At 70.6% G+C, this 23,683-nt stretch carries 24 protein-coding genes; 14 read left to right on the top strand and 10 right to left on the bottom strand.

Annotated features, from left to right (window positions below; all coding sequences use genetic code 11):
• Positions 1 to 73 precede the first annotated feature (73 nt).
• Positions 74 to 952: an alpha/beta fold hydrolase gene (locus tag A4E84_RS39050; protein ID WP_062931066.1), complete on the top strand. Its 879-nt coding sequence runs from the start codon at positions 74 to 76 to the stop codon at positions 950 to 952.
• A gap of 28 nt (positions 953 to 980) precedes the next feature.
• Here A4E84_RS39050 and A4E84_RS39055 read toward each other — a convergent pair whose 3' ends face one another.
• Entirely contained in the window at positions 981 to 1,346 is a 366-nt protein-coding gene (locus tag A4E84_RS39055; protein WP_062931067.1) for an STAS domain-containing protein, read from the bottom strand.
• A gap of 199 nt (positions 1,347 to 1,545) precedes the next feature.
• Between A4E84_RS39055 and A4E84_RS39060 the strand changes: the two genes are divergently transcribed.
• Positions 1,546 to 1,974 (top strand): ATP-binding protein, encoded by a 429-nt coding sequence (locus tag A4E84_RS39060; protein ID WP_107308445.1) that lies wholly within the window; start codon positions 1,546 to 1,548, stop codon positions 1,972 to 1,974.
• A gap of 205 nt (positions 1,975 to 2,179) precedes the next feature.
• Here A4E84_RS39060 and A4E84_RS39065 read toward each other — a convergent pair whose 3' ends face one another.
• The 6 genes from A4E84_RS39065 to A4E84_RS39085 all read right to left on the bottom strand — a co-directional run bounded on the left by A4E84_RS39065 (position 2,180) and on the right by A4E84_RS39085 (position 8,009).
• Entirely contained in the window at positions 2,180 to 2,650 is a 471-nt protein-coding gene (locus A4E84_RS39065) for a hypothetical protein (protein WP_062931069.1), read from the bottom strand.
• A 68-nt stretch (positions 2,651 to 2,718) separates the two neighbouring features.
• Complete coding sequence (locus A4E84_RS42720; protein WP_237305087.1) at positions 2,719 to 2,865, bottom strand: hypothetical protein; 147 nt, start codon at positions 2,863 to 2,865, stop codon at positions 2,719 to 2,721.
• Between the two features lie 26 nt (positions 2,866 to 2,891).
• Complete coding sequence (locus A4E84_RS39070) at positions 2,892 to 3,407, bottom strand: P-loop nucleotide/nucleoside kinase family protein (protein ID WP_062931070.1); 516 nt, start codon at positions 3,405 to 3,407, stop codon at positions 2,892 to 2,894.
• Positions 3,408 to 3,503: 96 nt separating this feature from the next.
• The gene (locus A4E84_RS39075) at positions 3,504 to 3,905 is read right to left on the bottom strand and encodes a VOC family protein (protein ID WP_237305088.1); all 402 of its coding nucleotides are present in this window, start codon (positions 3,903 to 3,905) and stop codon (positions 3,504 to 3,506) included.
• Positions 3,906 to 3,994: 89 nt separating this feature from the next.
• The gene (locus tag A4E84_RS39080; RefSeq protein ID WP_062931072.1) at positions 3,995 to 4,198 is read right to left on the bottom strand and encodes a hypothetical protein; all 204 of its coding nucleotides are present in this window, start codon (positions 4,196 to 4,198) and stop codon (positions 3,995 to 3,997) included.
• A 160-nt stretch (positions 4,199 to 4,358) separates the two neighbouring features.
• Positions 4,359 to 8,009 carry a LamG-like jellyroll fold domain-containing protein gene (locus tag A4E84_RS39085; protein ID WP_062931073.1) on the bottom strand — a complete coding sequence of 1,217 codons (3,651 nt, stop codon included), beginning with the start codon at positions 8,007 to 8,009 and terminating at the stop codon, positions 4,359 to 4,361.
• 467 nt (positions 8,010 to 8,476) lie between these two features.
• On the opposite strand from A4E84_RS39085, the gene A4E84_RS39090 reads away from it, so the two are divergent.
• The 11 genes from A4E84_RS39090 (at position 8,477) to A4E84_RS39135 (ending at position 19,828) form a co-directional block, all read left to right on the top strand.
• Positions 8,477 to 9,499: a LacI family DNA-binding transcriptional regulator gene (locus tag A4E84_RS39090; protein ID WP_062931074.1), complete on the top strand. Its 1,023-nt coding sequence runs from the start codon at positions 8,477 to 8,479 to the stop codon at positions 9,497 to 9,499.
• A 143-nt stretch (positions 9,500 to 9,642) separates the two neighbouring features.
• A complete protein-coding gene (locus A4E84_RS39095) occupies positions 9,643 to 10,884 on the top strand; it encodes a sugar ABC transporter substrate-binding protein (RefSeq protein WP_062931075.1) in 1,242 nt (413 codons plus the stop codon).
• 10 nt (positions 10,885 to 10,894) lie between these two features.
• The gene (locus A4E84_RS39100; protein ID WP_062931076.1) at positions 10,895 to 11,878 is read left to right on the top strand and encodes a carbohydrate ABC transporter permease; all 984 of its coding nucleotides are present in this window, start codon (positions 10,895 to 10,897) and stop codon (positions 11,876 to 11,878) included.
• Positions 11,875 to 12,699 carry a carbohydrate ABC transporter permease gene (locus tag A4E84_RS39105; RefSeq protein WP_062931077.1) on the top strand — a complete coding sequence of 275 codons (825 nt, stop codon included), beginning with the start codon at positions 11,875 to 11,877 and terminating at the stop codon, positions 12,697 to 12,699. The genes A4E84_RS39100 and A4E84_RS39105 overlap by 4 nt, the downstream gene beginning before the upstream one ends.
• Before the next feature lie 81 nt (positions 12,700 to 12,780).
• Complete coding sequence (locus A4E84_RS39110; RefSeq protein ID WP_062931078.1) at positions 12,781 to 14,517, top strand: MGH1-like glycoside hydrolase domain-containing protein; 1,737 nt, start codon at positions 12,781 to 12,783, stop codon at positions 14,515 to 14,517.
• A 97-nt stretch (positions 14,518 to 14,614) separates the two neighbouring features.
• Entirely contained in the window at positions 14,615 to 14,782 is a 168-nt protein-coding gene (locus A4E84_RS43650) for a hypothetical protein (RefSeq protein ID WP_167455432.1), read from the top strand.
• A 246-nt stretch (positions 14,783 to 15,028) separates the two neighbouring features.
• Positions 15,029 to 15,463, top strand: coding sequence for a Zn-ribbon domain-containing OB-fold protein (locus tag A4E84_RS39115; RefSeq protein ID WP_062931079.1), 435 nt, complete (start codon positions 15,029 to 15,031; stop codon positions 15,461 to 15,463).
• Positions 15,464 to 15,519: 56 nt separating this feature from the next.
• A complete protein-coding gene (locus tag A4E84_RS39120) occupies positions 15,520 to 16,755 on the top strand; it encodes a CaiB/BaiF CoA transferase family protein (RefSeq protein ID WP_062931826.1) in 1,236 nt (411 codons plus the stop codon).
• Between the two features lie 88 nt (positions 16,756 to 16,843).
• A complete protein-coding gene (locus tag A4E84_RS39125) occupies positions 16,844 to 18,019 on the top strand; it encodes an acyl-CoA dehydrogenase family protein (RefSeq protein WP_107308446.1) in 1,176 nt (391 codons plus the stop codon).
• 26 nt (positions 18,020 to 18,045) lie between these two features.
• Positions 18,046 to 18,828 carry an electron transfer flavoprotein subunit beta/FixA family protein gene (locus A4E84_RS39130; protein ID WP_062931080.1) on the top strand — a complete coding sequence of 261 codons (783 nt, stop codon included), beginning with the start codon at positions 18,046 to 18,048 and terminating at the stop codon, positions 18,826 to 18,828.
• 34 nt (positions 18,829 to 18,862) lie between these two features.
• Positions 18,863 to 19,828: an electron transfer flavoprotein subunit alpha/FixB family protein gene (locus A4E84_RS39135; protein ID WP_062931081.1), complete on the top strand. Its 966-nt coding sequence runs from the start codon at positions 18,863 to 18,865 to the stop codon at positions 19,826 to 19,828.
• A 76-nt stretch (positions 19,829 to 19,904) separates the two neighbouring features.
• Here the strand turns inward: A4E84_RS39135 and A4E84_RS39140 are convergent, their stop codons facing one another.
• Together A4E84_RS39140 and A4E84_RS39145 are read right to left on the bottom strand one after the other, a co-directional pair.
• Positions 19,905 to 20,399 carry a flavin reductase family protein gene (locus A4E84_RS39140; protein WP_062931082.1) on the bottom strand — a complete coding sequence of 165 codons (495 nt, stop codon included), beginning with the start codon at positions 20,397 to 20,399 and terminating at the stop codon, positions 19,905 to 19,907.
• Positions 20,396 to 21,577, bottom strand: coding sequence for an acyl-CoA dehydrogenase family protein (locus tag A4E84_RS39145; protein ID WP_062931083.1), 1,182 nt, complete (start codon positions 21,575 to 21,577; stop codon positions 20,396 to 20,398). The genes A4E84_RS39140 and A4E84_RS39145 overlap by 4 nt, the downstream gene beginning before the upstream one ends.
• Positions 21,578 to 21,828: 251 nt before the next feature.
• On the opposite strand from A4E84_RS39145, the gene A4E84_RS39150 reads away from it, so the two are divergent.
• Entirely contained in the window at positions 21,829 to 22,779 is a 951-nt protein-coding gene (locus A4E84_RS39150) for an AraC-like ligand-binding domain-containing protein (protein ID WP_062931084.1), read from the top strand.
• A 2-nt stretch (positions 22,780 to 22,781) separates the two neighbouring features.
• Here the strand turns inward: A4E84_RS39150 and A4E84_RS39155 are convergent, their stop codons facing one another.
• A complete protein-coding gene (locus A4E84_RS39155) occupies positions 22,782 to 23,648 on the bottom strand; it encodes a 3-hydroxybutyryl-CoA dehydrogenase (protein WP_062931085.1) in 867 nt (288 codons plus the stop codon).
• Positions 23,649 to 23,683 lie beyond the last annotated feature (35 nt).

The raw sequence follows: 23,683 nt of genomic DNA on the forward strand, positions 1-23,683 counted from the left end.
GGCCGCCTTCCCCGCATGGACGGCCCGCTCAGGGGCACCAGGACCGCGACGTCCGCAACCCCGGGGAGGCTGTGTGTTCGACGGCTTTGAGCTGACGCGATGTCAGGGGGAGGGGGCCCGGCTGAGGGTGCGTCACGGCGGCCGTGGCCCCGCCGTGCTGCTGCTGCACGGTCATCCCCGCACGCATGCGACCTGGCACCGGGTGGCCCCGCTGCTGGCCGCGGCCGGCCATACGGTGGTCTGCCCGGACCTGCGGGGCTACGGCGAGTCCGACAAACCCGCCTCAGACCCCGGGCACCGCCCGTACTCCAAGCGCGCCATGGCCGGCGACTGCCTGGCGGTCATGCGCCGCCTCGGGCACGAACGGTTCGCCGTCGTCGGGCACGACCGGGGTGGGTACGTGGCGATGCGTCTCGCCCTGGACCACCCGGAAGCCGTGTCCGCCGTCAGCGTCCTGGACGTCGTTCCGATCGGGGAGGCCCTGCGGCGCTGCGACGCGACGTTCGCCGAGAGCTGGTGGCACTGGTTCTTCCTCGGGCAGACCAAGAAGCCCGCCGAACGCGTCATCAACGCCGACCCCGATGCCTGGTACACGGCCACGAGCGAGCAGATGGGCGCCGAAGCCTACGAGGACTTCCGGCGGGCGATCCACGATCCGGCGACCGTGCACGCCATGTGCGAGGACTACCGCGCCGGCCTCGGGATCGACCGCGAGCACGACGACGCCGACCAGCAGGCCGGTCGCCGTATCGACTGCCCGCTCCAGGTGCTGTGGGCCACCCATGACGACATGGCCACCCTGTACGGCGACGTCCTGGGGGTCTGGCGCGACTGGGCGGGCGACCGGCTCGAAGGGGGGCCGATCGACTCCGGGCATCACATGTCCGAAGAGGCCCCCGACGCCCTCGCGGCCGCCCTGCTCGGTTTCTGGCGGAGCGACGCCGGCCGTTGAACCAGGGCTGTCGGCAGGGCCACGCGGGTCAGGAGGCCAGGGCCTGTTCCGTGGTGGGGTGGCAGGGGATGAGGGTGTCGACGCCGACCAGCTCCAGGACGCGCAGGACCGCTCTCTGAGCGCCGGCGATACGCACCCAGCCGTCCGCGCCGGTTGCCTGCTGGTGTGCGGTGACGAAGATGTTGATGCCGCTGGAGTCCATGAAGGTCACCCCGCTGAGATCCGCGACCGTCCGCGGCTGCACCGCGCCGCTGTCGACCAGCAGGGCCTCGCTGAGCACGTCCTGGACATCGTGATCGATCTCACCCCGCAGGGTCACGACCCGGATGCTTCCGGCCATGTGGTGTTCGGCGTGGAGCCGGCCCGGCCGGTCCGCTTTCTCGTGCTGGGACACCTTCTCCTCGACTGTGTTTAGGCTTGCCCGGTCAGAACGTGCACGGTTGATTCTGCCCCACCGCCCCGGCCGGATACACCCGGGTGGCTGTGCCGAACAACACCTTTTTGGCATGCAGGGCCGCAGAACGGGTACCGGCGCGCGTGAACGGGGAGTGAGGGCGAGGCCAGTGGAATCTGCTGCCGACGGTGACGGCTGTATGACACCGGACGTGCATCTCCTGCGCGTCGGGTACGCCTTGGACGGAGACGACAGCTGCATCGCGGACGCCCGCCGTCACGCCGCCGTCTTCCTCGACCGGGCGAGCGACGACCAGCACCTGCCCGTCTCCGCCCGGGCGAGGGACCTCACCCAGCTGGTCGTCAGCGAGCTCGTCACCAACACCCGCAAGTACGCTCCCGGGCCCGTCCTGCTGGAACTGCGCATTTCCGCCCGCACCGTGGAGATCACCGTGTGGGACAGCGACCCCAAGATCCCCGCGGCCCGGGCCACCGATCCCAGCAGGATCGGCCAGCACGGCCTGGAGATCGTGAAGGCCGTGGCCGAGGACTTCGAGGTACAGCGGGAGCCGGTGGGCAAACGCATCACCGCCCGGATCGCCCTGGCCGACGGCCCCGGCCACCTGTGACGTGTCCGAACGAAGGGACGATCGATGCCTGCACGAACCCGTGCGCCTGCCCCTGTCAGGAGCCGCCCCGATCTGTGCCCTGCCTTGTCCCTGTCCGGTTTCGGCGGACGGGTGTGGCGGTCGGCGGATCTGATCGACCTCGCGCCCCGCTTCGCAACCGAGAGGGATTGACGCGACACACCGGGGGTGCCCCACACGGTGCGCGTCAGGCGATCCACGCCCCGGTGTGCCGATGCCGGTGCAACCCCACGGCAGTGAACTCGTCCTGGCCTGCGCCCGCCACCGCTCCCAATCGCCGTAGCGCTTGGGAGATCGGACTGCCCGCCGGCGGAAAGGGCTGGTCCTCGTCCACGTGGAGCGGCGCGATCGCGAGGGTGCCGCCGTCCCAGACGGCGGCCCGCTGCTCGCCCACACCACCGAAGTACTCCGCCTCCACGTACGCCACCGGGCCACCGGCCGACCAGTCGGCGAGCGTCTTCTCGAAGCCTCCCGGGAGGCGCCGGAACCCCAAGGCGCCTGCACCACTGCCGTCCGTGAGGGTGCCGAACAGTGTGTCTGTCATCGGCATCAGTGACAGGCCCTGTCCGATCGACGCCAGCCGGGCGGTGGACAGGCCCCGAGTGGCAACACGCAGTGCCGCCTCGTCAGCGATCACGGCCTGCAGGTCGTAACTCATCCCCTCGACCTCCTTGTTGAGGGGCCCATCTTGTCCCACCGGGCCGGAGCTCCCGCCGGGGCCCGGCGTCAGCCGCGGGGCAGGAGGAGGCGGGACAGGGCGGTCGTCGCGAGGAGGAGAACCGCGACGGCGACCAGTCCGATGCGCATGCCCGGGAGGGAGAAGCCGCCGCCGGCGCCGGAGAGCAGGCCTCCGAAGAGGGCGGGCGAGCGCACCGCCGGTCTGGCGGAAGGAGTTGGGCCTACACGGCCTCCGCGATGCGCATGGCGGCCTGGGCAGGGCTGAGATGTGTGGTGTCGACGACCTCGGCCTCGGCGTGCAGCCACGTGCGGGCCGCCTCGGCGTAGGGCTCGAGGTATTCGAGGCGGAACGAGGAGGGGCCGAGCACGGTGTCCCCCTCGATGCGCTTGCGGAGCGTGTCCTGGTCGGCATGAAGGACGAAGTGCCGTACGGGAACGGCGTGTTCGGCGAGGCCCGCGCTGATCTCGCGCCAGTACTGCTCGACCAGGACGGTCATGGGCATCACCAGGGTGCCGCCGGTGTAGTCGAGTACGCGGCGAGCGGTCTCGACCACGAGCGGCCGCCACGGCGGCCAGTGCTGGAAGTTCCCCGTCCAGGGCAGCCCCGGCTTGATGTCCATGAGTGTCTCGCCGACCTTCTCGGCGTCGAACACCCGTGAATCCGGTATCAGTTGCTGCACGAGCGTACTGGTCGTCGTCTTGCCCGCGCCGTGGGTGCCGTTGAGCCATACGATCACAGGACACACGCTAGCGTGTGGGGGCTAGGCTCGGCTCGGCGGTGAACCGGTGCCGTGCCGTCCAATCGGCCCCGCACCCGCTGAACGCGGTAAGGCTCAGGCGACGAAGATGCAGAACGGATGGCCCGCGGGATCGGCGTAGACCCGGAAGGGTTCGTCGGGCCCCTGCTGGTTGTCGGACAGCAGACGGCCGCCGAGGCTCAGCACGCGCTGGTGCTGTGCGTCGAGGTCCTCGATCGACGTCACGCTCAGGTCCAAGTGCAGTTGCTGCGGCACCGGGCCGTCGGGCCACGTCGGCCGCGTCACCCGTTCAACGTGCTGGAAGGCCAGCCGAGGCGCGCCGTCGGGAGTGCGCAGCACCAGCCAGTCCCGCCCCCGTTCGTCGTGCTCGCCCGCCTCGGGCGGCTCGTCCCCCGGGCCGTAGACGAGACCGAGCAACGAGCGGTAGAACTCCGCGAGTCCTCGGATGTCGGTGCTGTCGAGCACCACCTGATGCATTTTCAGTGATCCCTGTCCGGACATGTGATCACCTCCGGCGGTCAGTGTGCCCGGTGAGCGGGTTCGAAACGGGTGCGCGCGGCCGGGCGTCACGCCGCCTTGCCGTGACGCCGGGAACGCCGGGCCGCAATGCGCCGGTTGGCGGACGGGCCGGCGTCGTGCACCAGGCGCAGGTGACGTTTGCGGGCGTGGCGCGCCCCGGGCGGGCGGACCGACAACCGGTCCTCGACACGGTCCATCACGAACAGCAGCACACCCAGAGCCGGCAGCAGCAGCACGGCGACAGCGATCACAGCCCAGTCCCTCCCGGTCGATGACACCCGGGTTCCCAGGGAGGCTGCGCCGGCAGCGCGCAGACGTGAAGGTCTGGTGACGGCCGGGTGCGCAAGGAGCACGGCCCGCCGGTCGGGGACGGCCCGGTCCGTCAGGTGCGACGGACCGGGCCGCTTCACCTCAGCTGACCTCCCGCGCGTACGGCGCCACGGTGATCCGGTCGATCAGCGGCGCGTAGCGGGAGCGGAGCAGCACGCCGGGGAAGGTGTCCGAGGCGTAGGTGGTGCCGTCGAAGTTCGGCAGTTCCTCGGAGCGGAAGCCGATCGTGTTCGACCCCTTCTTCAGCTGCACCGGAACGGTCAGCTCCCAGAAGTTGTTCTGGTGGAAGCTGTGCGGGAAGCCGACGCGCCGCGCGGTGCCGCCGTTGACGCTGATGTCGGCGTGGCGGGCGAGCGGGTCGGGGTTGTAGTGGGTGGCCTCGGACTGCTCCGGGTTGGCATAGCGAATGCGCAGCGCGTACAGGCCGGCCCGGTCGGCCGAGACGGTGAACGTCGCGGTGTTGCCGTTGCCGGGGGCCCCGCCGATGCCCGTGATCGCCGTGCCGTCGGTGGCGAGGGAGAGCGAGGCGAGCGTGGCCGAGCCCGCGAGCCGGGCGTCTCCCGCTTCGTAGGTGCGCACCGGCAGCGTGCCCTGGGTCGGTGTGACCGTGAGGCGGTCGACCAGGGTCGTGGACGTGCCTCCCGTCACGGTCACCTTGTTGACGCCGCCGGAGAGGGAGACGGCTGCGCCGCTCCGGCCCTTGGCCAGGCGCAGGACGTCGTGGCCGTTGACGGAGAGCCGTGCGCCCGTGCCGCCCAGGGTGTCGACCTTGAGGGTGGCCTCGCGGTCGGCCGGCGAGTAGACCCAGAACGTGGCGCTCTGGCCCTTCGCGACGCGGACCGCGCCCGAGCCGGTGGCCGCCGGCTTCGGAAGGTCGTAGACCGGGCGCGCCCCGCCGGACGGCCAGGCCAGTTCACCCTCGTACACCTGGGTGTCCGCCGAGGCACGGGGGAGGGAGAGGGTGAGGCGGTCGACGATGGCGTCGCCCTTGGTGGCGCGCTTGCCGTCGGCGCTCTTCGCGGCGAGGGTCAGGGTGTGCTTGCCCTTGGTGAGCTTCACCTGGGTGTCGGTGTGGTCCCAGACGACCCACTTGTAGCCGAGCGGCAGGTGCAGTTCCCGCTCGCTGCCGGCCTTGCCGTCCACGCGCAGGAAGACGTTGGTGGGGCCCTGCTCCTTGACCTTGTCGAAGGTGTTGAGGGAGTTGGCGAAGACGCTCAGGTCGTAGGTGCCGTCCTCGGGCACGTCCACGGTGAAGTCGAGGGCGACGTCCGAGCCGGTGCGCAGGCCGCCGACGTCGTAACCGCCCGAGGTGTAGAACTTCGACACGTCACGCGGTGAGCCCTCCGGGCCGTTCTTCGACCAGCCGGAGCCGGTGTGCGCGGCGTCCTCCGCCTCGTGCGACGACTGCCAGCGCACGGGCGGGGCCTGCGTTCCCTTCGCTTCCCCGGCAGGGCTGAGGACGACCTCGTAGGCCGAGGACTCCTTCAGCTTCGGCAGGGCGCCCTCACCGAAGTCGAGGGCGACAGTGCCGTCGTCACCGACCTTCAGGTTCGTCTCCGCGAGGAGTTTCGGGCCGGACGAGTCGCCGACCTGCCCGCTCCACTCGATCTCCCGTACCCAGGCGTGCACGTTCTTGCCGAACACGTTCTTCGGCACGCCGGCGAAGGTGATGTGGCCCTTGCCGGTGGAGCCGCCGAAGATCAGCCGGGACTGCTTCCGCTTCTCGTCTAGGGTGGCGACGCCCTGCATGGTGTAGTTCTCGCCGGGGAACGGCGGGGTCACCTCCACCGTGTGACCGCTCATCGAGGCATACGAGTTCAGCAGCCACCACTGGCCGTTGCCGCGGTTCGATTGCACGGCCGAGTCGGAGAGGTTGCCGTCGATGTTCCAGTACGCGATGTCGGCGTCGACTTTGGACTCCTCGATCGCGGACACCCACTGGATCATCTGGCCGGGCACGGAGGTGTGGTAGTTGAAGGCGTACTCGTTGATGTTGATGGGGAGTTGCGTACCCGCGCGGTCGGTGCCCTTGAACAGGTCCTTCTCCCACGCCCGGTACTTGGCGACGCTCTGCCGCACCGCCTCCGGGTGGCTCAGCTCGTGCCAGGTGATGACGTCCGGAAGCGTGCCCGCGGCCAGGGTGTGGCTGAGGAAGCCCTTCACCTGGTCGTACAGGACGCTGGTGTTGGGCCCGGCGATACGGGCGTTCGGCATCCTGCCCTTGATGAGCTTGTACGCGTCGTCCCAGGCGGCGAGGAAGTCGTCGGGGTCGTTGAGCCAGCTGACCTTGTTGTAGCTCCACTCGCCGGTGCCGAACATGTTGCCCTCGGGCTCGTTGAACGGCACGAAGACGATGTTGTCCCGGTACTGCTCGGGCAGCTTCAGGACCTGGTCGACCTGCTCGGCGATCTTCTCCTTGTAGAGCTTCAGCTTCTCCGCGGGGGTGTCGCCGGGCCACTGGTACGGGAAGCCGCGGTGGATGTCGGTCATGTAGATGTACACGTCACCGTCGGTGGAGTCGGCCAGCGGCTTCACCACCTCCAAGGCGTCGGCCCCGGGGTGCTGCGGACCGTCCTGCGCCTTGGTGGAGACCGTGCGCAGGCCCATGCCCTCCATGAGGTTGTTCGTCGGGACGTCCGGCCCGTACACGCCGTAGAGGGTGCCGGAGGCGCCGCCGTGGAACGCGCCGGTGTCCGAGCCGAGGTCGACGGTGAGCTGCCCCTCGCGGACCACGGTGACGGTGGCCTTCACCGAACGCCCGGCCGCGGTTCCGGAGACGGTGAACGTGCCCGGTGCTGCGTACTCGTCGGAGGGGACGGCGTCCCAGGTGACGGGTGTGTCGCGGTCGTAGCCGTCGGAGAAGGAGGCGCGGACCGCGGCGGGCAGGGAAGGGGCGGTCCCGGTCGTGGTGCGCGCCTCGAAGGACGTCTTCGAGAGCTCCTGGAGGGTGGGCACGGTTCCGACCGTAGCGGCGACCTGCTCCGCGCTCAGCGCCGAGTGCCACACGGTGAAGTCGTCGATCGCGCCCTTGAGCAGCGGATCGGGGTAGAAGGACTTGCCTATGTACCCGGCGGCGGCCGAAGCGTCCAGCAGGTCCTTGGCCTTGACGGCGGTCCCGGCGGAGGAGACCGCCACGCCGTCGAGGTAGGTGGTGAGCCGGCCCGCGGAGGTGTCGAGGGTGACGGTGACGGTCCGCCACTCGGCCGGGGGGAGCGGCGCGTAACCGCGGACCTGTGCCTCGGCGCCCCCTCCACCGGTGGTCACGGACGTCTGGAACAGTCCGCTGCCGTTGTAGGGGGTGCTGAAGAGGTACTTGGTGGTGTTGGTGCCCAGGTCGAAGATCCGCTGCCAGGGCGACTTGTCGCCGCTCCACTTCACGCGTGCGGAGACCGTCAGGTCGGCCGCGTCGCCGACCACGGCCCGGGGCAGCCGGACGTACGCGCCGCCGGAGTCGGCCGCACCGCCGGGCAGGGCGAGGGCCTTGCCCCCGTCCGTGCCCTCGACGGACCGGGCGGTGGAGCCGTTCACCAGGTCCGCCGTCAGCCCGTTGCCGGAACTGTCGGTGATCTTCCCGGACGTCGTGTCGTCCTGGTCGAAGGTGTAGCGGGCGGCGGGCCGGGGCACCTCGGCCGCCTGCGCGGGGGCGGCCGGTGCGGCCAGCAGGCCCGCGCCGAGGGCCAGTGTCACGGCGGCCGGCGCCCGTCGCCGGGCGGATCTGTCAGCGGATGGCATGGATGGCGTCCTCAATCCTTGGGTAGGCGGTTCCGGCCGGCCGGACTCGGTCGGCTGCTCGTACGCGGGGCGGCCCAGCGAGGAGAGTGGGTGGGTGATGGACGTCGAATCGGTTCGATTTCACGGGCTGCGGACAGGTCGCCGACCGGGAGATGCGGCAGCTCGTCTCCGCAACGGGTACGGACAGAGCGCAGGCTCGCCGGAAGGATCACTTCGTCGAACCGGTTCGCGAAGCTAGCACCGCGAAACCCGGCCAGCAATCCCTCCGGCGCAAGGAAGTCTCTGACCCCTGGCCGGTCCGGGTAAGTGTGGTGCGAGGTGTTGACAGGCCCTCGGGCAGTTCCTACGGTCGCTTCACGCGAACCGGTTCGACGACCGGCCTCGCATCCCCGTCCCACCCCTCACCCTCGCGACCGGCGCGTGCTCCCTCCTACGAGGTGTCGAACCGGTTCGAGCAAGGAGCCGACGTGAACATCGGTGAGATCGCCAAGCGGGCCGGTGTCTCGCGGAGCACCGTGTCCTACGCGCTGAGCGGCAAGCGCTCGGTGTCGGAGGAGACCCGTCGCAAGATCCAGCAGGTCATCGACGAACTGGGGTACCGGCCCAACGCCAGCGCGCGAGCTCTGGCGAACGGACGGACCAGCACGATCGGCCTGGTCTTCCCGCCGGCGGGCAACCACTACACCGGGATGCAGCTGGACTTCATCGGCAGTGTGGTGGAGGCCGCGGCGGCCCACGACTATGACGTGCTGCTGTCCCCCAGCGGCGTCGACAGCGACCGTTCGTTCCAGCGGCTGCTGGGGGAGCGGAGGGTCGACGGGGCCATCCTGATGGAGATCAGGCTGGAGGACGACCGGGTCGAGCATCTGGCCGAGCTGGACTTCCCCTCCGTCGCCATCGGCCGCACCGCGCATCCGGAGAGCGGCTGGTGGGTGAGCCTGGACCACACCGCGCTCGCGGCGGCGTGCGTCCACCACCTCGCCGACCTCGGCCACCGCCGGGTGGCCTTCGTCAACCGGCCCGAACAGCTTCTGCAGGCGGGGTACGAGTCAGCGCACCGCGGTCTGGACGGCTTCACCAAGGCCGCGGCCGAGCGCGGGCTCACGGTACGGACGTACTGCTGCGGGGACGACGCGGCGTCCGGCCAGGCGTGCGTGGAGCGGATCCTGCACGACGACCCGGCCACCACCGCTCTGGTCACTCTCAACGAGGCCGCTCTGGGCGGCCTGTACCGGGGGCTCGCCCGGGCGGGCCGCCATGTACCGCGCGACTTCTCCGTCACCGGCATCGTCGCGAGCCGGTGGGCGGAGACCGTCACCCCGCAGCTCACCGCGGCGGACGTGCCGGCGGAGGAGATGGGCCGGCGCGCGGTCGACCTGCTCGTCGAGCGGATCGAGCAGCCCACCGCGCCGGGCCGGCACCACCTGCTCACCCCGCCGATCTCGTTGCGGGCCAGCACCGGGCCCGCGACCGGCACCGCCATCTCCTGAGCCCGACCGCACGTCACGCCCTTTCACTCCTCTCCCACTCCGCCGAGCACCCGACCCCCTCACCCTCGCCGGTTCGGCGTGCCCGCCTCCCCCCCCGTCACCCCCTCCCGCGGCACACGTGTGCCAAGAACGAAGGACCTGCCATGCACAGCTCCTCAAGGCGCCGGCTCACCGCTGTGGCCCTGTCGACCGTCGTCGCCGTCACCGGTGCCGCCTGTTCCTCCGGCTCGGGCAGTGCCGACACGAAGGGCTCGGACAGCGGCACATACACCATCTGGGACCCGTACCCCCAGTTCGCCAAGGGCTCGGACTGGGTGAAGCTGCTGGACGACTGCGGCGCCAAGGCCGGTGTGAAGATCAAGAGGACCGGCTTCGACACCAGCGACCTGGCGAACAAGGCGCTGCTGGCCGCCCAGCAGGACAACTCCGCGGACGTCCTCATCGTCGACAACCCGGTGGTGTCGACCCTGGCCGAGGCGGGCGTGCTCACCAGCACCGAGGACAACAAGCTGGACACCTCCAAGGTCGACCCCAACCTGCTCGCCGCAGGCCAGTCGGACGGCAAGACCTACGGAACCCCGATCGGCGCCAACACCCTCGCCCTCTACTACAACAAGAAGGTCCTGGAGGAGGCCGGGGTGGACATCGCCTCGGTCAAGGACTGGGAGTCGCTGACGGCCGCGCTGGCGAAGGTGAAGGCGGCGGGCAAGAAGGGCATCACGTTCTCCGCGATCGGCACGGAGGAGGGCAGCTTCCAGTTCCTGCCGTGGTTCTGGGGCGCGGGCGCGAAGCTGACCGAACTGGACTCCGACCAGGCCGCAGCCGCCCTGTCGCTGTGGAAGGACTGGCTGAAGCAGGGGTACGCCCCCAACTCGGTCATCAACAACACGCAGACCACCAGCTGGCAGGAGTTCGCCGGTGGTGACTACGCCTTCGCCGAGAACGGAACATGGCAGCTCGCCAACGCCGAGAAGGCCGGCTTCGAGTACGGCGTCCTGCCGATACCGGGCGCAGACGGAGGCAGCGCCGCCGCCCCGACCGGCGGCGAGTTCGTCACCCTCCCCACCCAGGGCGACACCGGCCGCTACGCCACGTCCCAGAAGCTGGCGACCTGCCTGACCAGCACCCAGAACCTGTACGACACCGACACCACCCTGTCCTACGTGGCCCCCACCGGTGAGGTGCAGGCCAAGCAGGTGGCGGCGAACGCCGAGCTGAAGCCCTGGGTCGAGGCGGTCAAGGCGGCCAAGGGGCGCACCAGCGACGATCTCGGTACCCAATACCCGAAGATCTCCGAGCAGCTGTGGAAGGCCGTCCAGTCCGCCCTCAGCGGGGCCAAGTCCCCGAAGGACGCCCTCACGTCGGCGCAGGCCGCGGTGAAGTGACGAGGGTCCGATGAAGCAGACGATCCATCCGCCGGACCACCCGTCCGCGCACGTCCGGAACGGAGCGGCCATCGCCGCCCCGCCCCCGGCCCCCGCGCGCGACCGGCGCCGCCCGGCCTCCGAGCAGTGGGCCGCCTGGGCGTTCCTCGCCCCGGTGACCCTCTACCTGGCCCTCTTCTACGCCTATCCGCTCTACCGCAACCTCGACCTCAGCCTGCGCGACTACACCGTCCGCTCCTTCGTCCAGGGCAACGCGCCCTTCACCGGCATCGAGAACTACCGGACCGTCTTCGACGACCCGACCTTCGCCCCCGCCCTGCTCCACACCGTGCTCTTCACCGGCGTCTGCCTGCTCTTCCAGTACGCCATCGGCCTCGCGCTCGCGGTCTTCTTCACCCAGCACTTCCGGCTGTCGGCGACGCTGCGTGCCCTGTTCCTCGTGCCGTGGCTGCTGCCGCTGATCGTGTCGGCGTCCACCTGGTCGTGGATGCTCAACAGCGACTCCGGCATCGTCAACGCCGCCCTGCACGCCCTGGGCATCGGGCCGGTGAACTGGCTGACCTCGCCGTCCTGGTCGCTGACCTCGGTGATCATCGCGAACATCTGGATCGGTGTCCCGTTCAACCTCGTCGTGCTGTACAGCGGCCTGCAGTCCATCCCCGCGAGCCTGTACGAGGCCGCCGCCCTCGACGGCGCGAACGCCTGGCAGCGGTTCTGGCGCATCACCTTCCCGCTGCTGCGCCCGGTGTCCGCGATCACCCTCCTCCTCGGCCTGATCTACACGCTCAAGGTCTTCGACATCATCTGGATCATGACCAAGGGCGGCCCGGCCGACTCGTCCACCACCTTCGCCACCTGGTCCTACCAACTCGGGTTCGGCAACCTCCTGCCCGCCTTCGGGCCCGGAGCGGCCGTCGGCAACCTGCTGGTCGTCGCCGCCCTGGTGTTCGGCCTGATCTACCTCAAGGTCCAGCGAAAGCAGGCCCTGTCATGAACCGACGCACCGGCCGCACCTGGTGGAAGACCGCCCTGGGCCTGCTGCTGACCGCACTCATGCTCTTCCCGGTCTACTGGATGCTCAACGTGTCCCTCACCCCCGACCGGGACATGCGCAAGAGCCCACCGGACCTCTTCCCCGCCCACGGCACACTGGACGGCTACCGCACCGTCCTCGACGAGCAGTTGCCCTACCTCGGCACCAGCCTCGTCATCGGCCTGGGTACCGTCGTCCTCACCGTCGCCCTGTCCGCCCCCGCCGGCTACGCCCTGGCCAAGCTGCGCCCACGCGGCGGCGGCATCCTGAACTTCGTGCTGCTGGCCGCCCAGATGATCCCCGGCATCATCATGGCGATGGGCTTCTACGCCATCTACCTCCAGCTCGGCCTGCTCCAGTCCGTCCCCGGCCTGATCGTCGCCGACTCCACGCTGGCCGTCCCCTTCGGCGTGCTCATCTTCACCGCGTTCATGTCCGGCATCCCCGGCGAACTCCTCCAGGCCGCCAGGACCGACGGAGCGGGGGCCCTGCGGACGTTCTGGTCCGTCGTCCTGCCGATGAGCCGCAACGCCGTCGTCACGGTCTCCCTGTTCGCGTTCCTGTGGTCCTGGTCCGACTTCGTCTTCGCCGGCACCCTCGTCAACGGCGGCGCCCACGAGCCGATCACCCTCGGCATCTACCACTACATCGGCAACAACAACCAGGAGTGGAACGCCATCATGGCCACCGCCGTCGTGGCCTCACTGCCCGCCGCGGTCATCCTCGTCCTCGCCCAGCGCTACGTCGCCGCCGGCGTGACCGCCGGGGCCGTCAAGGACTGACCGCCTCAACCTCCCCGTCACGACTGAGCCGCCTGCCCGTCATGCGACCGGTGACCCCTGCTCGAGAAACGAGTCAGCTTCATGACCGCCGCCCGATCCGGCCCGGCCTTCTCCGTCCACGAGATCCCGTTCAGCACCCACGGGTCCTGGTTCGACATCTCACCCGTGGTGGCCGAGAAGACCTACGCCGAGGACCTCCACCTCGTCTCGCACCAGAACGGCATGCACGCCGTCCTGCGTCTCGTGCCCCTGGACCCGGCGACGGGCGACCGGACCGAAGCCCGCGTCGAGACCACACCGGGCCTGCTCAGCTGGATCAGCACGGGCGGACGCATCGACCTCTCCTACGAGTCGCCCGACACCGTCCGCCTGCGGGGGAGCGGCCTCGGCATCAGCGTCGACGCGTCCGCGCGGACCCTCACCCCGTTCAGCGGAACATACTTCTTCCGCGACCCGGCCGCGGACGCCCACGTGTTCACGTCCTACGAGACCGGACGCCGCTACCGCGTCACCGTGCTGTCCGGCACCGTCGCCGGGACCCCCGGCACCCAGACGCTGGGCGGCGGGCACCGCGGCCTCACCATGACCGCGGAGACCCACGGCCAGTGGGAGATCGCGATCGAGGAACTCGACACCGCCCGCCCGCCGTACGCGTCCTCCGTGCCGTTCGACGCGGTCACCGAAGCCGCACAGACCCGGTTCGCGGACTTCGTCGACAAGGTGGCCCCGTGGCGTTCGTCCGCCACCCCCGCCGCCGAACTCGCCGCCTACGTCGTCTGGTCGGCCACCGTACGCCCCACCGGTCTGGTCACGCGGCCCGCCGTACTGATGTCCAAGCACTGGATGGACAAGGTGTGGAGCTGGGACCACTGCTTCAACGCCCTCGCCCTCGCCCCCGGTTGCCCCGAACTCGCCCTCGACCAGTTCGCCCTGCCCTTCGACCACCAGGACGACAGCGGAGCCCTGCCCGACTCCGTCACCCACTCCGAGGTCCTCTACAACTTCGTCAAACCGCCCATCCACGGCTGGACCTTCGGCCACCTGCGCCGACGGCTGCCGACACCCCCCGGCCCCGCCGAGCTCGCCGAGACCTACGACCGGCTGGAACGCTGGACCGGCTTCTGGCTCACCGCGCGGCGAGCACCCGGCGCCGACCTGCCGCACTACCAGCACGGCAACGACAGCGGCTGGGACAACGCCACCACCTTCGACCCCGAGCGGGTGATCGAATCCGCCGACCTGGCCGCCTTCCTCGTCCTCCAGCTCCATGAACTGGCCGACCTGGCCCGGGCCTTGGACAGGCCCGACGACGTGCGCCGGTGGACACGGGCAGCCGAGGAGACGCAGGCGGCGCTGCTCGACCGGCTCTGGGCCACCGACCGGTTCGTGGCCCGGGGAGTCGGCACCGGGGACACCTGGAGCAGCTCCAGCCTCCTCGACCTGATGCCCGTCGTCCTCGGCGAGCACCTGCCCGGCGGCGTCAGCAGCACACTGGCCGACCACATCAAGGCCCACCTCACGCCCTACGGTCTCGCCACCGAACTGCCCACCTCCCCGCACTACCTCGCCGACGGCTACTGGCGCGGCCCCATCTGGGCCCCCGCCACCGTCCTCATCGAGGACGGCCTGCGCCGCGCCGGCCACGAGCGCCTCGCGGACGACATCAGCGCCCGCTTCCGCGCTCTGTGCGAAACCCACGGCTTCGCCGAGAACTTCGACGCGCTCACCGGGAAGGGCCTGCGCGACCGCGCGTACACCTGGACCGCCAGCAGCTACCTCCTCCTCGCCGAAGCCCACGCACAGCGGGACGGCTGCTGACGGACCGCCTCCCCGGACAGGCCCGGATCCGCCCCGGGGTGTCGGTCGGCGGGGGCGGGGCATACGGGCTTCACCCCCTTGGAGAGGAGCTCGTCTCATGCTCGGCATAGTCGCGGCGGTGTTGTTCTTCGTGGCGTTCCTGATCAACGCGGCAGAACTCGGCACCAACGATGTGTTCTCTTCGACCAACGTCATGCTGCTGGGTCTGATGTGCCTGGCCCTGCAGGTCGCCGGAGTCGGCGCCGGCTGGGCTCGCCGGCGCTGACGTGGGCCCCTGAGGTCCGGTGGCACCCTGCCACCGGACCTGCGGTTCGCCGGCCGTACACCAGCGCCTCCTGGCTGAGCCTAGTGCCGGAGGAACCCTTCTGAGCTGGTCGGACGGCGCGTTTTCCGCGCACAAAGATACGCCAACCCGTCGTTGACCTCCTCTTCGCGGCAGGGCCAAGGTGATGGGGACATCGGAATTCCGATCCCCTTCTTTCGGTCACCGAACCGCGTACGGGAGGCCGCGATGCTCCGGACAGAGAGCCGCGCACACGACAAGCTCAAGGAAGACACCGAGGCGGCTGCCCTCGACATGACCGCGACGGCCGAGCCGCCACAGTCGGCGATCTGCCGCGACCTCTTCTTCCAGCGGTGCCTGTGGTGCGGCACCCCCGCCTACCGTCGCTCGTTCTGCCGTGCCTGCGGAGCCACCACCTTCAAACGGGAGCGCAGCACCGGCGCCGGGGTCCTCGTCCGCCGTATCGGCCAGGCCCCGCTCAACACCTGGTTCGTCGCGATGGCCGAGGGCTTCAACCTGCTCTGCCAGGTCACCGGCACGGAACCGGTCGTGGTCGCGATCGGGGCGAGAGTACGGGTCGTGCGGGGCGCGGCTCCGCGCGGCCAAGGATTCCCCCTGGTCGAACTCACCTACCGCGCCACGTCCTTGGAGCGCTGGTGGTGAAGGAACCCGGCTCCGTCACGCCCACCGCCGGCCGGAACGACCAGAGAGGGAAGCGCATGAGCACGCAGCACCAGCAGCCGGAGGGACGGGCCGCCGGCCCCCGTGCACCGGGCCGCGGTGCCCTCGACGGCCTGCGCATCGCCGACTTCTCCAGGGTTCTCGCGGGGCCGTACGCCACCATGCTCCTCGCCGACCTCGGCGCCGACGTGATCAAGGTCGAGCGGCCCGGCACGGGGGACGACACCCGGGCCTGGCACCCGCCGGCGGACCAGGACGGCATCTCGACCTACTTCCTGAGCGTCAACCGGAACAAGAGGTCGATCGTCCTGGACCTGACCGAGGAGGCCGGCCGCGCACGGGCACGCGACCTGATCGCCCGGTCCGACGTGCTGGTGGAGAACTTCCGGCCCGGCACGATGGAGCGGCTGGGCCTCGGCCACGAGGAGCTCCTGGAGCAGCACCCGGAGCTGATCTACTGCTCCATCAGCGGCTTCGGCAGCGGCGCGGGCGCGGCGATCCCCGGATACGACCTGCTCGTGCAGGCCGTCGGCGGTCTGATGAGCGTGACCGGCCAGGCGCACGGGGAGCCGGTGAAGGCAGGCGTGGCCCTCGTCGACGTGATCACCGGGCTGCATGCCTCCCTCGGCATCCTGGCGGCCCTCCGGCACCGCGACGCCACCGGCCGGGGACAACTGGTCGAGGTCAATCTGCTCACCTCGCTGCTGTCGGCCATGGTCAACCAGGCCTCGGCATTCGCCGTCGCCGGTGTGGTCCCGGAACGCATGGGCAACGCGCACCCGAGCATCGCGCCGTACGAGACCCTCCCCACCGCCGATCGGCCGATCGCCCTCGCGGTGGGCAACGACCGGCAGTTCGCGGCGCTGTGCGAGGCCGTCGGGCAACCCGGTCTCGCCCACGACGACCGTTTCCGCACCAACGCGGACCGGGTCGCCCACCGCGTCGAACTGCGGGACATCCTGACCAGGCGGCTCGGTGCGGCGAGCGCCGACCACTGGTCGACCGTCCTGCTCGCGGCGGGGGTGCCCGCCGGACCGGTCAACACCCTCGACGACGCCTTCGCCTTCGCCCACAAGCTCGGCCTGCCCGGCATCGTCGACATCCCCGGCGCAGCCGACGGCGGTGGCGAGGGCACGCCCTCCCGCCAGGTGGCGCACCCCATCACGCTGAGCGGGACACCAGCGCAGTACCGCCTCCCTCCGCCCGGTCTGGGCCGGCACACCGCGGAGATCCTCGACGGCCCGCTCGACGGCTCCGACGATGCCTCCGCGTGACGCCCGGCGCGGCCCCGGCCCTGCGGAGTGCCGGCACAAGCACCTCACCGACCTCGATTTCCCGACCCTGATGACAAGGAACCACAGCATGAGCGGCACGCCCCTGAAGGACCCCCTCGACCTGCTCGACATCGCCTCCGTCCTCACCGACGAGGAGCGCGAGATCCAGGCCACGGTCGCCAAGTTCCTCGCCGACCGGGTGCGTCCGCACATCGGCGAGTGGTTCGAGAACGCGCACTTCGCCCGCGAACTAGCCCCGGAACTAGGCAAGTTGGGTGTGCTCGGCATGCACCTCGAAGGCTACGGCTGCGCCGGGACGAACGCGGTGAGCTACGGCCTGGCATGCCTGGAGCTGGAGGCGGCCGACTCCGGGTTCCGCAGCTTCGTCTCCGTGCAGGGCTCGCTGTCGATGTTCTCCATCTGGAAGTGGGGTTCGGAGGAGCAGAAGCAGGAGTGGCTGCCCCGGCTGGCCGCCGGCGAGGCGATCGGCTGCTTCGGCCTGACCGAACCCGACTTCGGCAGCAACCCGTCCGGCATGCGCACCAAGGCCGTCCGCGACGGCGACGACTGGATCCTGAACGGCTCCAAGATGTGGATCACCAACGGAGGCATCGCCGACGTCGCCACCGTCTGGGCGCAGACCGAGGACGGCGTCCGCGGCTTCCTCGTGCCCCGCGGCACCCCTGGTTTCACCACGCAGGACATCAAGCAGAAGATGTCGCTGCGCGCCTCGATCACCTCCGAGCTCTACTTCGACCAGGTACGGCTGCCCGACTCCGCGCGGCTGCCCCTGGCGCAGGGCCTGCGCGGACCGCTGTCCTGCCTGAACGAGGCCCGCTTCGGCATCCTCTTCGGCGTCCTGGGCGCGGCCCGGGACTCGCTGCAGGCCGCGATCGGCTACGCCGACTCCCGCGTGCAGTTCGGCAAGCCGATCAGCGCCTTCCAGCTCACCCAGAAGAAGCTCACCGACATGACCGTGTCCCTGGGCGGCGCCGCACTCCTCGCCGTGCACCTGGGCCGGCTGAAGGACCAGCACCGCATCCGGCCCGAGCAGATCAGCGTCGGCAAGCTCAACAACGTCCGGGAAGCCATCGCCATCGCACGCGAGTGCCGCACCGTCCTCGGCGCCAACGGCGTCTCCCTGGAGTACTCGCCCCTGCGCCACGCCAACAACCTCGAGTCCGTCCGCACGTACGAGGGCACCGACGAGATGCACACGCTCGTCGTCGGCCAGGCGGTCACCGGCTATCCGGCGTTCCGCTGACCACCCGGAACCGGAGGAGGACGACCGTGAACATCGTCGTACTGGTCAAGCAGGTCCCGGACACCAGCGCGGAGCGCACCCTCGCCGGGGCGGACCACACCCTCGACCGCGAGAGCGCCGACCTCGTGCTGGACGAGATCGACGAGCGCGCGGCGGAGGAGGCCCTCACCCTCAAGGAGGCCGTGGGGGCCGAGGTCACCGTCGTGTCCATGGGACCCGACACCGCGCTCGACGCGATCCGCAAGGTCCTGGCGATGGGCGCCGACCGCGGCATCCACATCTGCGACGACAGGCTGCGGGGCGCCGACGTGGTGACCACCGCGCGGGTGCTGGCGGCAGCCGTGCGGACGGTGGGGGACGTCGGCCTGGTGCTCGCGGGCAACGCGACGACCGACGGGCAGGCGAGCGCGGTACCCGCCATGGTCGCGGACCTGCTCGGCCTGCCGCAGCTGACGCACGCCCGGGAGCTGAACGTGGACGCGGGACGGGTGCGCGCCGAGCGCGAGACCGAGCAGGGCGAGACCACGCTCGACGCACCCCTGCCCGCGCTGGTCAGTGTCACCGAGAAGATCAACGAACCCCGCTACCCCTCCTTCAAGGGGATCATGGCCGCAAAGAAGAAGCCGGTGGAGACGGTCTGCCTCGACGAGCTGTTCCCCGACACGGACGGCACCGGATTCCTCACCACCCGCACCCGTGTGGTGGAGGCCGTGCCGCGTCCGGCGCGGGCGGCCGGCACGCGCGTCACGGACGACGGCTCGGCCGGCCGGCAGCTCGTCGAATTTCTCATCGCCCAGAAGCTCGTCTGAACGCCCGACAAGCCCGACCATGAAGCAGGCACCCATGCCCGATGTCCTCGTCCTCGTCGACCACGACGGGGAACATGTCCACAAGACCACTTACGAACTCCTCACCGCAGCACGGAGGCTGGGCGAGCCGGCGGCCGTCGTGGTCGGAACTCCCGGCACCGCTGCCCGCCTGGAGGCGTCCCTGGCCCGCCATGGCGCCAGGAGCGTCTACGCGGCCGAATCCGCCGAGGTGGACGAGTTCCTCGGCACGCCGGCCGTAGACGCCCTGGAACGCGCGGCCGGGGAGGCTTCCCCCGCCGCCGTTCTGGTCTCCGCGACGACGGACGGCAAGGAGGTGGCGGGGCGTCTGGCGGCGCGGCTGGACACCGGGCTGCTGATCGACGCGGTCGACGTGGACTCCTCCCGCGTGGTCACCCAGGTCGTCTTCGGCGGGTCGTACACCGTGCGCTCACAGGTCACGCACGGCATGCCGGTGATCACACTGCGGCCGGGGTCGTTCGAGGCGGAGGAGTGTCCGGTGCGGGCGGAGGTGAAGGAGCTCGCCCTGCCGCCGGCCGCCCCTACGAGCTGCGCCCGCGTCACCGCCCGTCGCGGCGCGATCGCAGGGGACCGTCCCGAACTCACCGAGGCGGCCGTCGTCGTCTCCGGCGGACGCGGGGTCGGAGGAGCGGAGGGCTTCTCGGTGGTGGAGGACCTGGCCGACGCCCTGGGAGGCGCGGTGGGCGCCTCACGCGCCGCGGTGGACGCCGGCTACTACCCGCACCAATACCAGGTCGGACAGACCGGCAAGTCCGTCTCGCCCCAGCTGTACATCGCCCTGGGCATCTCGGGAGCCATTCAGCACCTGGCGGGGATGCAGACCTCCAGGACGATCGTCGCGGTCAACAAGGACCCCGAGGCCCCGATCCTCGACCTCGCCGACTACGGCGTGGTGGGCGACCTGTTCGCCGTGGCTCCCGAGCTGACCCGGCAAGTGGCCGCCCGGCGCGCGGCCGACTGAGAGACCTGCCGGGCGAGAGCTCCCGCCCCCGTACATGTGACGGGGGCGGGAGCTCTGGCGTGTGCTGTCTCCCGCGTCAGACGGCCAGACGCCGGAACCGGCTGCCGTGGAACACCAGCGGCTCCCGGTCGGGTTCAGCCCTCAGAGCGTGGATCTCCAGCAGCACGATCGTGTGGTCGCCTCCGGGGAACTCGGAGTGAACCGAGCAGTCCAGCCACAGACCCGCGCCGTGGATGTACACACCACCGCCCTCGGACGCCTCCCACTCGACATCTGCGAACCGGTCAACTCCCTTTCCCGCCAGCGAGCGGCAGATCCGGTCCTGCTCCTCCGCCAGCACGCTCAGGCCCAGTCGGCCCCGCATCCGCAGCTTGGGCCAGGTCGACGAGGTGTCCTGGACACAGACCGACACCAGCGGCGGCCGAAGGGAGACCGGGGTGAACGTACTCGCGGCCATGCCCACCGGCCCGTCCGCATCCAGTGCGCACAGGGCTGTCACCCCGGAGGGGAAGCAGCCGAACGCCTGGCGCAGCACGGCGGGGTCGGTCGGTGGCGTCGAGAGGGCGCTCATCGGACGTCCTCCCGGCCCGAGAGAACCGCGCCCAGACGGCGCAGCGAGCCGTTGTTGCCCGCGACGTGCTGGGAGACGCAGCGGACGTCGCGCCAGCGGCGTTGCAGGGGGTGGGAGCTGTAGAGCCCCGAACTGCCCGACAGGGTCATGAGTTCGTTGAGGAGGCGGATGCCCTCGTGGTGGATGTGCTGGTGGCCGCCGGTGTAGCCGAACCATTCGCGCGCGGTGGGCTCCACGCCCGCTAGCGCGCGGTCCATGACGACGCGGCCGGTCTGCTCCAGCAGGGCGTTCAGTGCCGCCGTGCGAAGGTGCAGTTCGGCGAACTTCTCCTGGAACACCGGGTCCTCCCCGATGACGAGCCTGGGATCGAACGCCGGCCGCTTGGTGGTGGCGAGTGCGGCCAGATCGTCCAGCGCGCCCTCCAGACAGCCGATGATGACGGCGTCGTGCGACGAGCCGGTGGCGGAGTACGGCAAGCCGTAGAAGGGAGCGGGGATGTTGTTGCCGCCCACCAGCGGTCCGGTGAAGCGCTCGGGCACGAAGACGTCGTCCATCGTGAAGTCCGTGCTCTGAGTGGCGCGCAGACCCACGGCGTCCCACGTGTCGAGGAAGGTGGCCTGCTGCGGTCGGAAGAGCGCGACGCGCATGTCCGGACGGCCGTCCGGGAGCGGAGGTGCGCCCTCGACCACGAATCCCGCGAGCATCCAGTCCGGGGTGAACGACCCACTGGCCAGAGGCCAGCGCCCACTGAGGCGGTAGCCTCCCGCGACCGCGGTCGCCCTGCCCTTGGGTGCTATCGCCCCACGCAGCATCAGGTCGGCGCCGTCGCCGAACACCTCGTTCGCGAGCGTCTCGTGGGGCAGCGAACGGACGAAGAACCAGGCCATCGAAGCAGCCTGAACGGTCCAGCCGGCGGACCCGTCGGCCCGCGAGATCTCCCGGACCACCCGAGCGCTGTCCACCAGGTCCAGCTGCTCGCCGCCCCAGGCCCTGGGCAGGCTCATGCGGAACACACCGGCTTCGCGCAGAGCGGCGATGAGATCAGCGGGGACGGCCCGGGCGGCTTCGGCCTCAGCGGATCGTGCCGCGATCTCGGGCAGGTGTGCCCGGACACGGCCGAGCACGAGGCAATCGGCTGCCTGGTCGGGCGATGCGGTGGGCTGGAGCACGGTAGACATGGAGGATCCTCGGATTTCGGCGGTCACAGGACGACGGACGGGACACCGGCCGAGGCGGCCCGTCGTCACTGCTCGCATGATGTGGGGGGCGGCGCAGCACCCGCTTGTGTCCGGGAGCACCGGCAATTTGTGTGGCTGAGAACACGGCCCGCGAGCCGGTTGCAGAACGCCCGGCGAGACTTACCATCCTCGCCAGGAGTGCCGTCCGAGCCCGTTCCCGTGGGTTCCGGCACCGCCGGGAGGAGAGCCGCATGCCCCGGATCACGACGCCGAGCGAAGGCACGGCCACCGAACGACTGGACTGCTGGCGGGACGCCGTGAGCCGCAACCTCGTGCCCCTGGAGGTCCGGCCTCGCGAGAGCGCCGACTTCAGGGCGTCCCTGCACGCCGTGCGGGTCGGCCAGGTACAGATGTCGGTCATCTCGGCCGAGCCGCACAGCATCGCGCGCACCCGCCGCCACATCGCATCCGACGCACCCGACCTGTTCCAGCTGACGGTGCAGCTCACCGGGCAGGGCGTGCTGACCCAGCGGGACCGCCAGGCCGCAGTGGGACCGGGAGAACTGGTCGTCTATGACACGCGCCGTCCCTTCACCTACGACCTCCACCAGACCCACACCGGCCTCGTGCTCATGTTCCCCCGGACGATGCTGCCCTTGGCGGAGCGTGACCTGCTGCGGGTGACGGCGACTCCGGTGCCCTGCCACGACGGGCTCGGGCAGGTGGTCCTGCCCCTCCTGCACGGACTGGCGCGGCAGATGGAACACCTGGAGTCCCGGGGCACGCCCCGGCTCGCCGACAACGTGATCGACCTCGTCGGCACCTTGCTCGTGGAGCACGCGGGCGGGGACCGGAGGGCCGAGGAGGCCGGCCCGGCCCTGCTCACCGAGCGGGTCCTCGGCTACATGGAGCAGCGGCTCGCCGACCCCGGGCTCAGCCCTGAGGGCATCGCGGCCGCCCACCGCATCTCCCGCCGCTACCTGTACAAGTTGCTGGCCGCGCAGGGGTACACGGTCGCAGGCTGGATCCGGGAACAGCGCCTCGCCCGGTGCCGGCGCGACCTCGCCGACCCGACACTGGACCACCTTCCGGTCGGTGCCGTCGGCGGGCGTTGGGGTTTCGCGGACCCGGCCCACTTCAGCCACGCCTTCAAGGCGGCCTACGGCATGAGTCCCCGGGAGGCTCGCGCGGCCCGTCGATGACGTCAGGCGGGCTGGTAGTCGAAGAAGCCCCGTCCCGACTTGCGGCCCAGCAGACCCGATTCGACCATGCGGCGCAGCAGCGGGGGAGGGGCGTACAACGGCTCCCGGTACTCCTCGTACAGCGCTTCGCCTATCGCCGCCACGGTGTCCAGTCCGATGAGGTCGGCGAGACGCAGCGGCCCCATGGGATGCGCGCACCCGGCCGTCATGCCCGTGTCGATGTCCTCCGCCGTCGCCGTGCCGGAGGCGACCATGCGCACTGCGGCCAACAGGTAAGGGATCAATAGGGAGTTCACCACGAAGCCCGCGCGGTCCTGCGCGACGATCGTCCTCTTGCCCAGGACATCGTCCGCGAAGGCCCGCACGCGCTGCTCGGTGCTTGCCGAGGTGTGCAGGGACGGGACGATCTCCACCAGGGGCATGACGGGGACCGGGTTGAAGAAGTGCAGGCCGATCACCGTCTCCGGACGGCCCGCAGCGGCCGCGAGCCGGGCGATGGGGATCGAGGAGGTGTTGCTGGCGAGTACGGCCTCCGGGTCCGTGACGATGTCGCCCAGCTGCCGGAACAGTGCCGTCTTGGCCCGCTCGTCCTCGACGGCCGCCTCGATGACCAGGTCCGCCCCGCCCATGCGGGAGAGGTCCCCGGTGACCGAGATGCCGGCCAGGGCGTGCGCGCGTTCCTCGGGTGTCACGGCGCCGCGCTTCTCCGCCTTCAGCAGGGAGTCGGCCACGCCGGCCAGCCCGGCCCGGGCCCTGTCCTCGGTCACGTCGCACAACGTGACCTGTATCCCGGCCCGGGCGCACACCTCGGTGATGCCCCGGCCCATCTGGCCCGCGCCCACGACGCCCACGTGTTCGATCGCTGTCATGTGTTCCTCCGCCTGTCCCTCGGTCGGGCGGCGGC

It is taken from the genome of Streptomyces qaidamensis, from assembly GCF_001611795.1.
GTDB lineage: Bacteria > Actinomycetota > Actinomycetes > Streptomycetales > Streptomycetaceae > Streptomyces > Streptomyces qaidamensis.

Bases quoted from the DNA above. Each gene is read 5' to 3' on its own strand.
- A4E84_RS39060 (WP_107308445.1), top strand. From the start codon at position 1,546: ATGACACCGGACGTGCATCTCCTGCGCGTCGGGTACGCCTTGGACGGA.
- A4E84_RS39065 (WP_062931069.1), bottom strand. From the start codon at position 2,650: ATGAGTTACGACCTGCAGGCCGTGATCGCTGACGAGGCGGCACTGCGT.
- A4E84_RS39075 (WP_237305088.1), bottom strand. From the start codon at position 3,905: ATGCATCAGGTGGTGCTCGACAGCACCGACATCCGAGGACTCGCGGAG.
- A4E84_RS39085 (WP_062931073.1), bottom strand. From the start codon at position 8,009: ATGCCATCCGCTGACAGATCCGCCCGGCGACGGGCGCCGGCCGCCGTG.
- A4E84_RS39095 (WP_062931075.1), top strand. From the start codon at position 9,643: ATGCACAGCTCCTCAAGGCGCCGGCTCACCGCTGTGGCCCTGTCGACC.
- A4E84_RS39100 (WP_062931076.1), top strand. From the start codon at position 10,895: ATGAAGCAGACGATCCATCCGCCGGACCACCCGTCCGCGCACGTCCGG.
- A4E84_RS39105 (WP_062931077.1), top strand. From the start codon at position 11,875: ATGAACCGACGCACCGGCCGCACCTGGTGGAAGACCGCCCTGGGCCTG.
- A4E84_RS39110 (WP_062931078.1), top strand. From the start codon at position 12,781: ATGACCGCCGCCCGATCCGGCCCGGCCTTCTCCGTCCACGAGATCCCG.
- A4E84_RS43650 (WP_167455432.1), top strand. From the start codon at position 14,615: ATGCTCGGCATAGTCGCGGCGGTGTTGTTCTTCGTGGCGTTCCTGATC.
- A4E84_RS39115 (WP_062931079.1), top strand. From the start codon at position 15,029: ATGCTCCGGACAGAGAGCCGCGCACACGACAAGCTCAAGGAAGACACC.
- A4E84_RS39120 (WP_062931826.1), top strand. From the start codon at position 15,520: ATGAGCACGCAGCACCAGCAGCCGGAGGGACGGGCCGCCGGCCCCCGT.
- A4E84_RS39125 (WP_107308446.1), top strand. From the start codon at position 16,844: ATGAGCGGCACGCCCCTGAAGGACCCCCTCGACCTGCTCGACATCGCC.
- A4E84_RS39135 (WP_062931081.1), top strand. From the start codon at position 18,863: ATGCCCGATGTCCTCGTCCTCGTCGACCACGACGGGGAACATGTCCAC.
- A4E84_RS39140 (WP_062931082.1), bottom strand. From the start codon at position 20,399: ATGAGCGCCCTCTCGACGCCACCGACCGACCCCGCCGTGCTGCGCCAG.
- A4E84_RS39145 (WP_062931083.1), bottom strand. From the start codon at position 21,577: ATGTCTACCGTGCTCCAGCCCACCGCATCGCCCGACCAGGCAGCCGAT.
- A4E84_RS39150 (WP_062931084.1), top strand. From the start codon at position 21,829: ATGCCCCGGATCACGACGCCGAGCGAAGGCACGGCCACCGAACGACTG.
- A4E84_RS39155 (WP_062931085.1), bottom strand. From the start codon at position 23,648: ATGACAGCGATCGAACACGTGGGCGTCGTGGGCGCGGGCCAGATGGGC.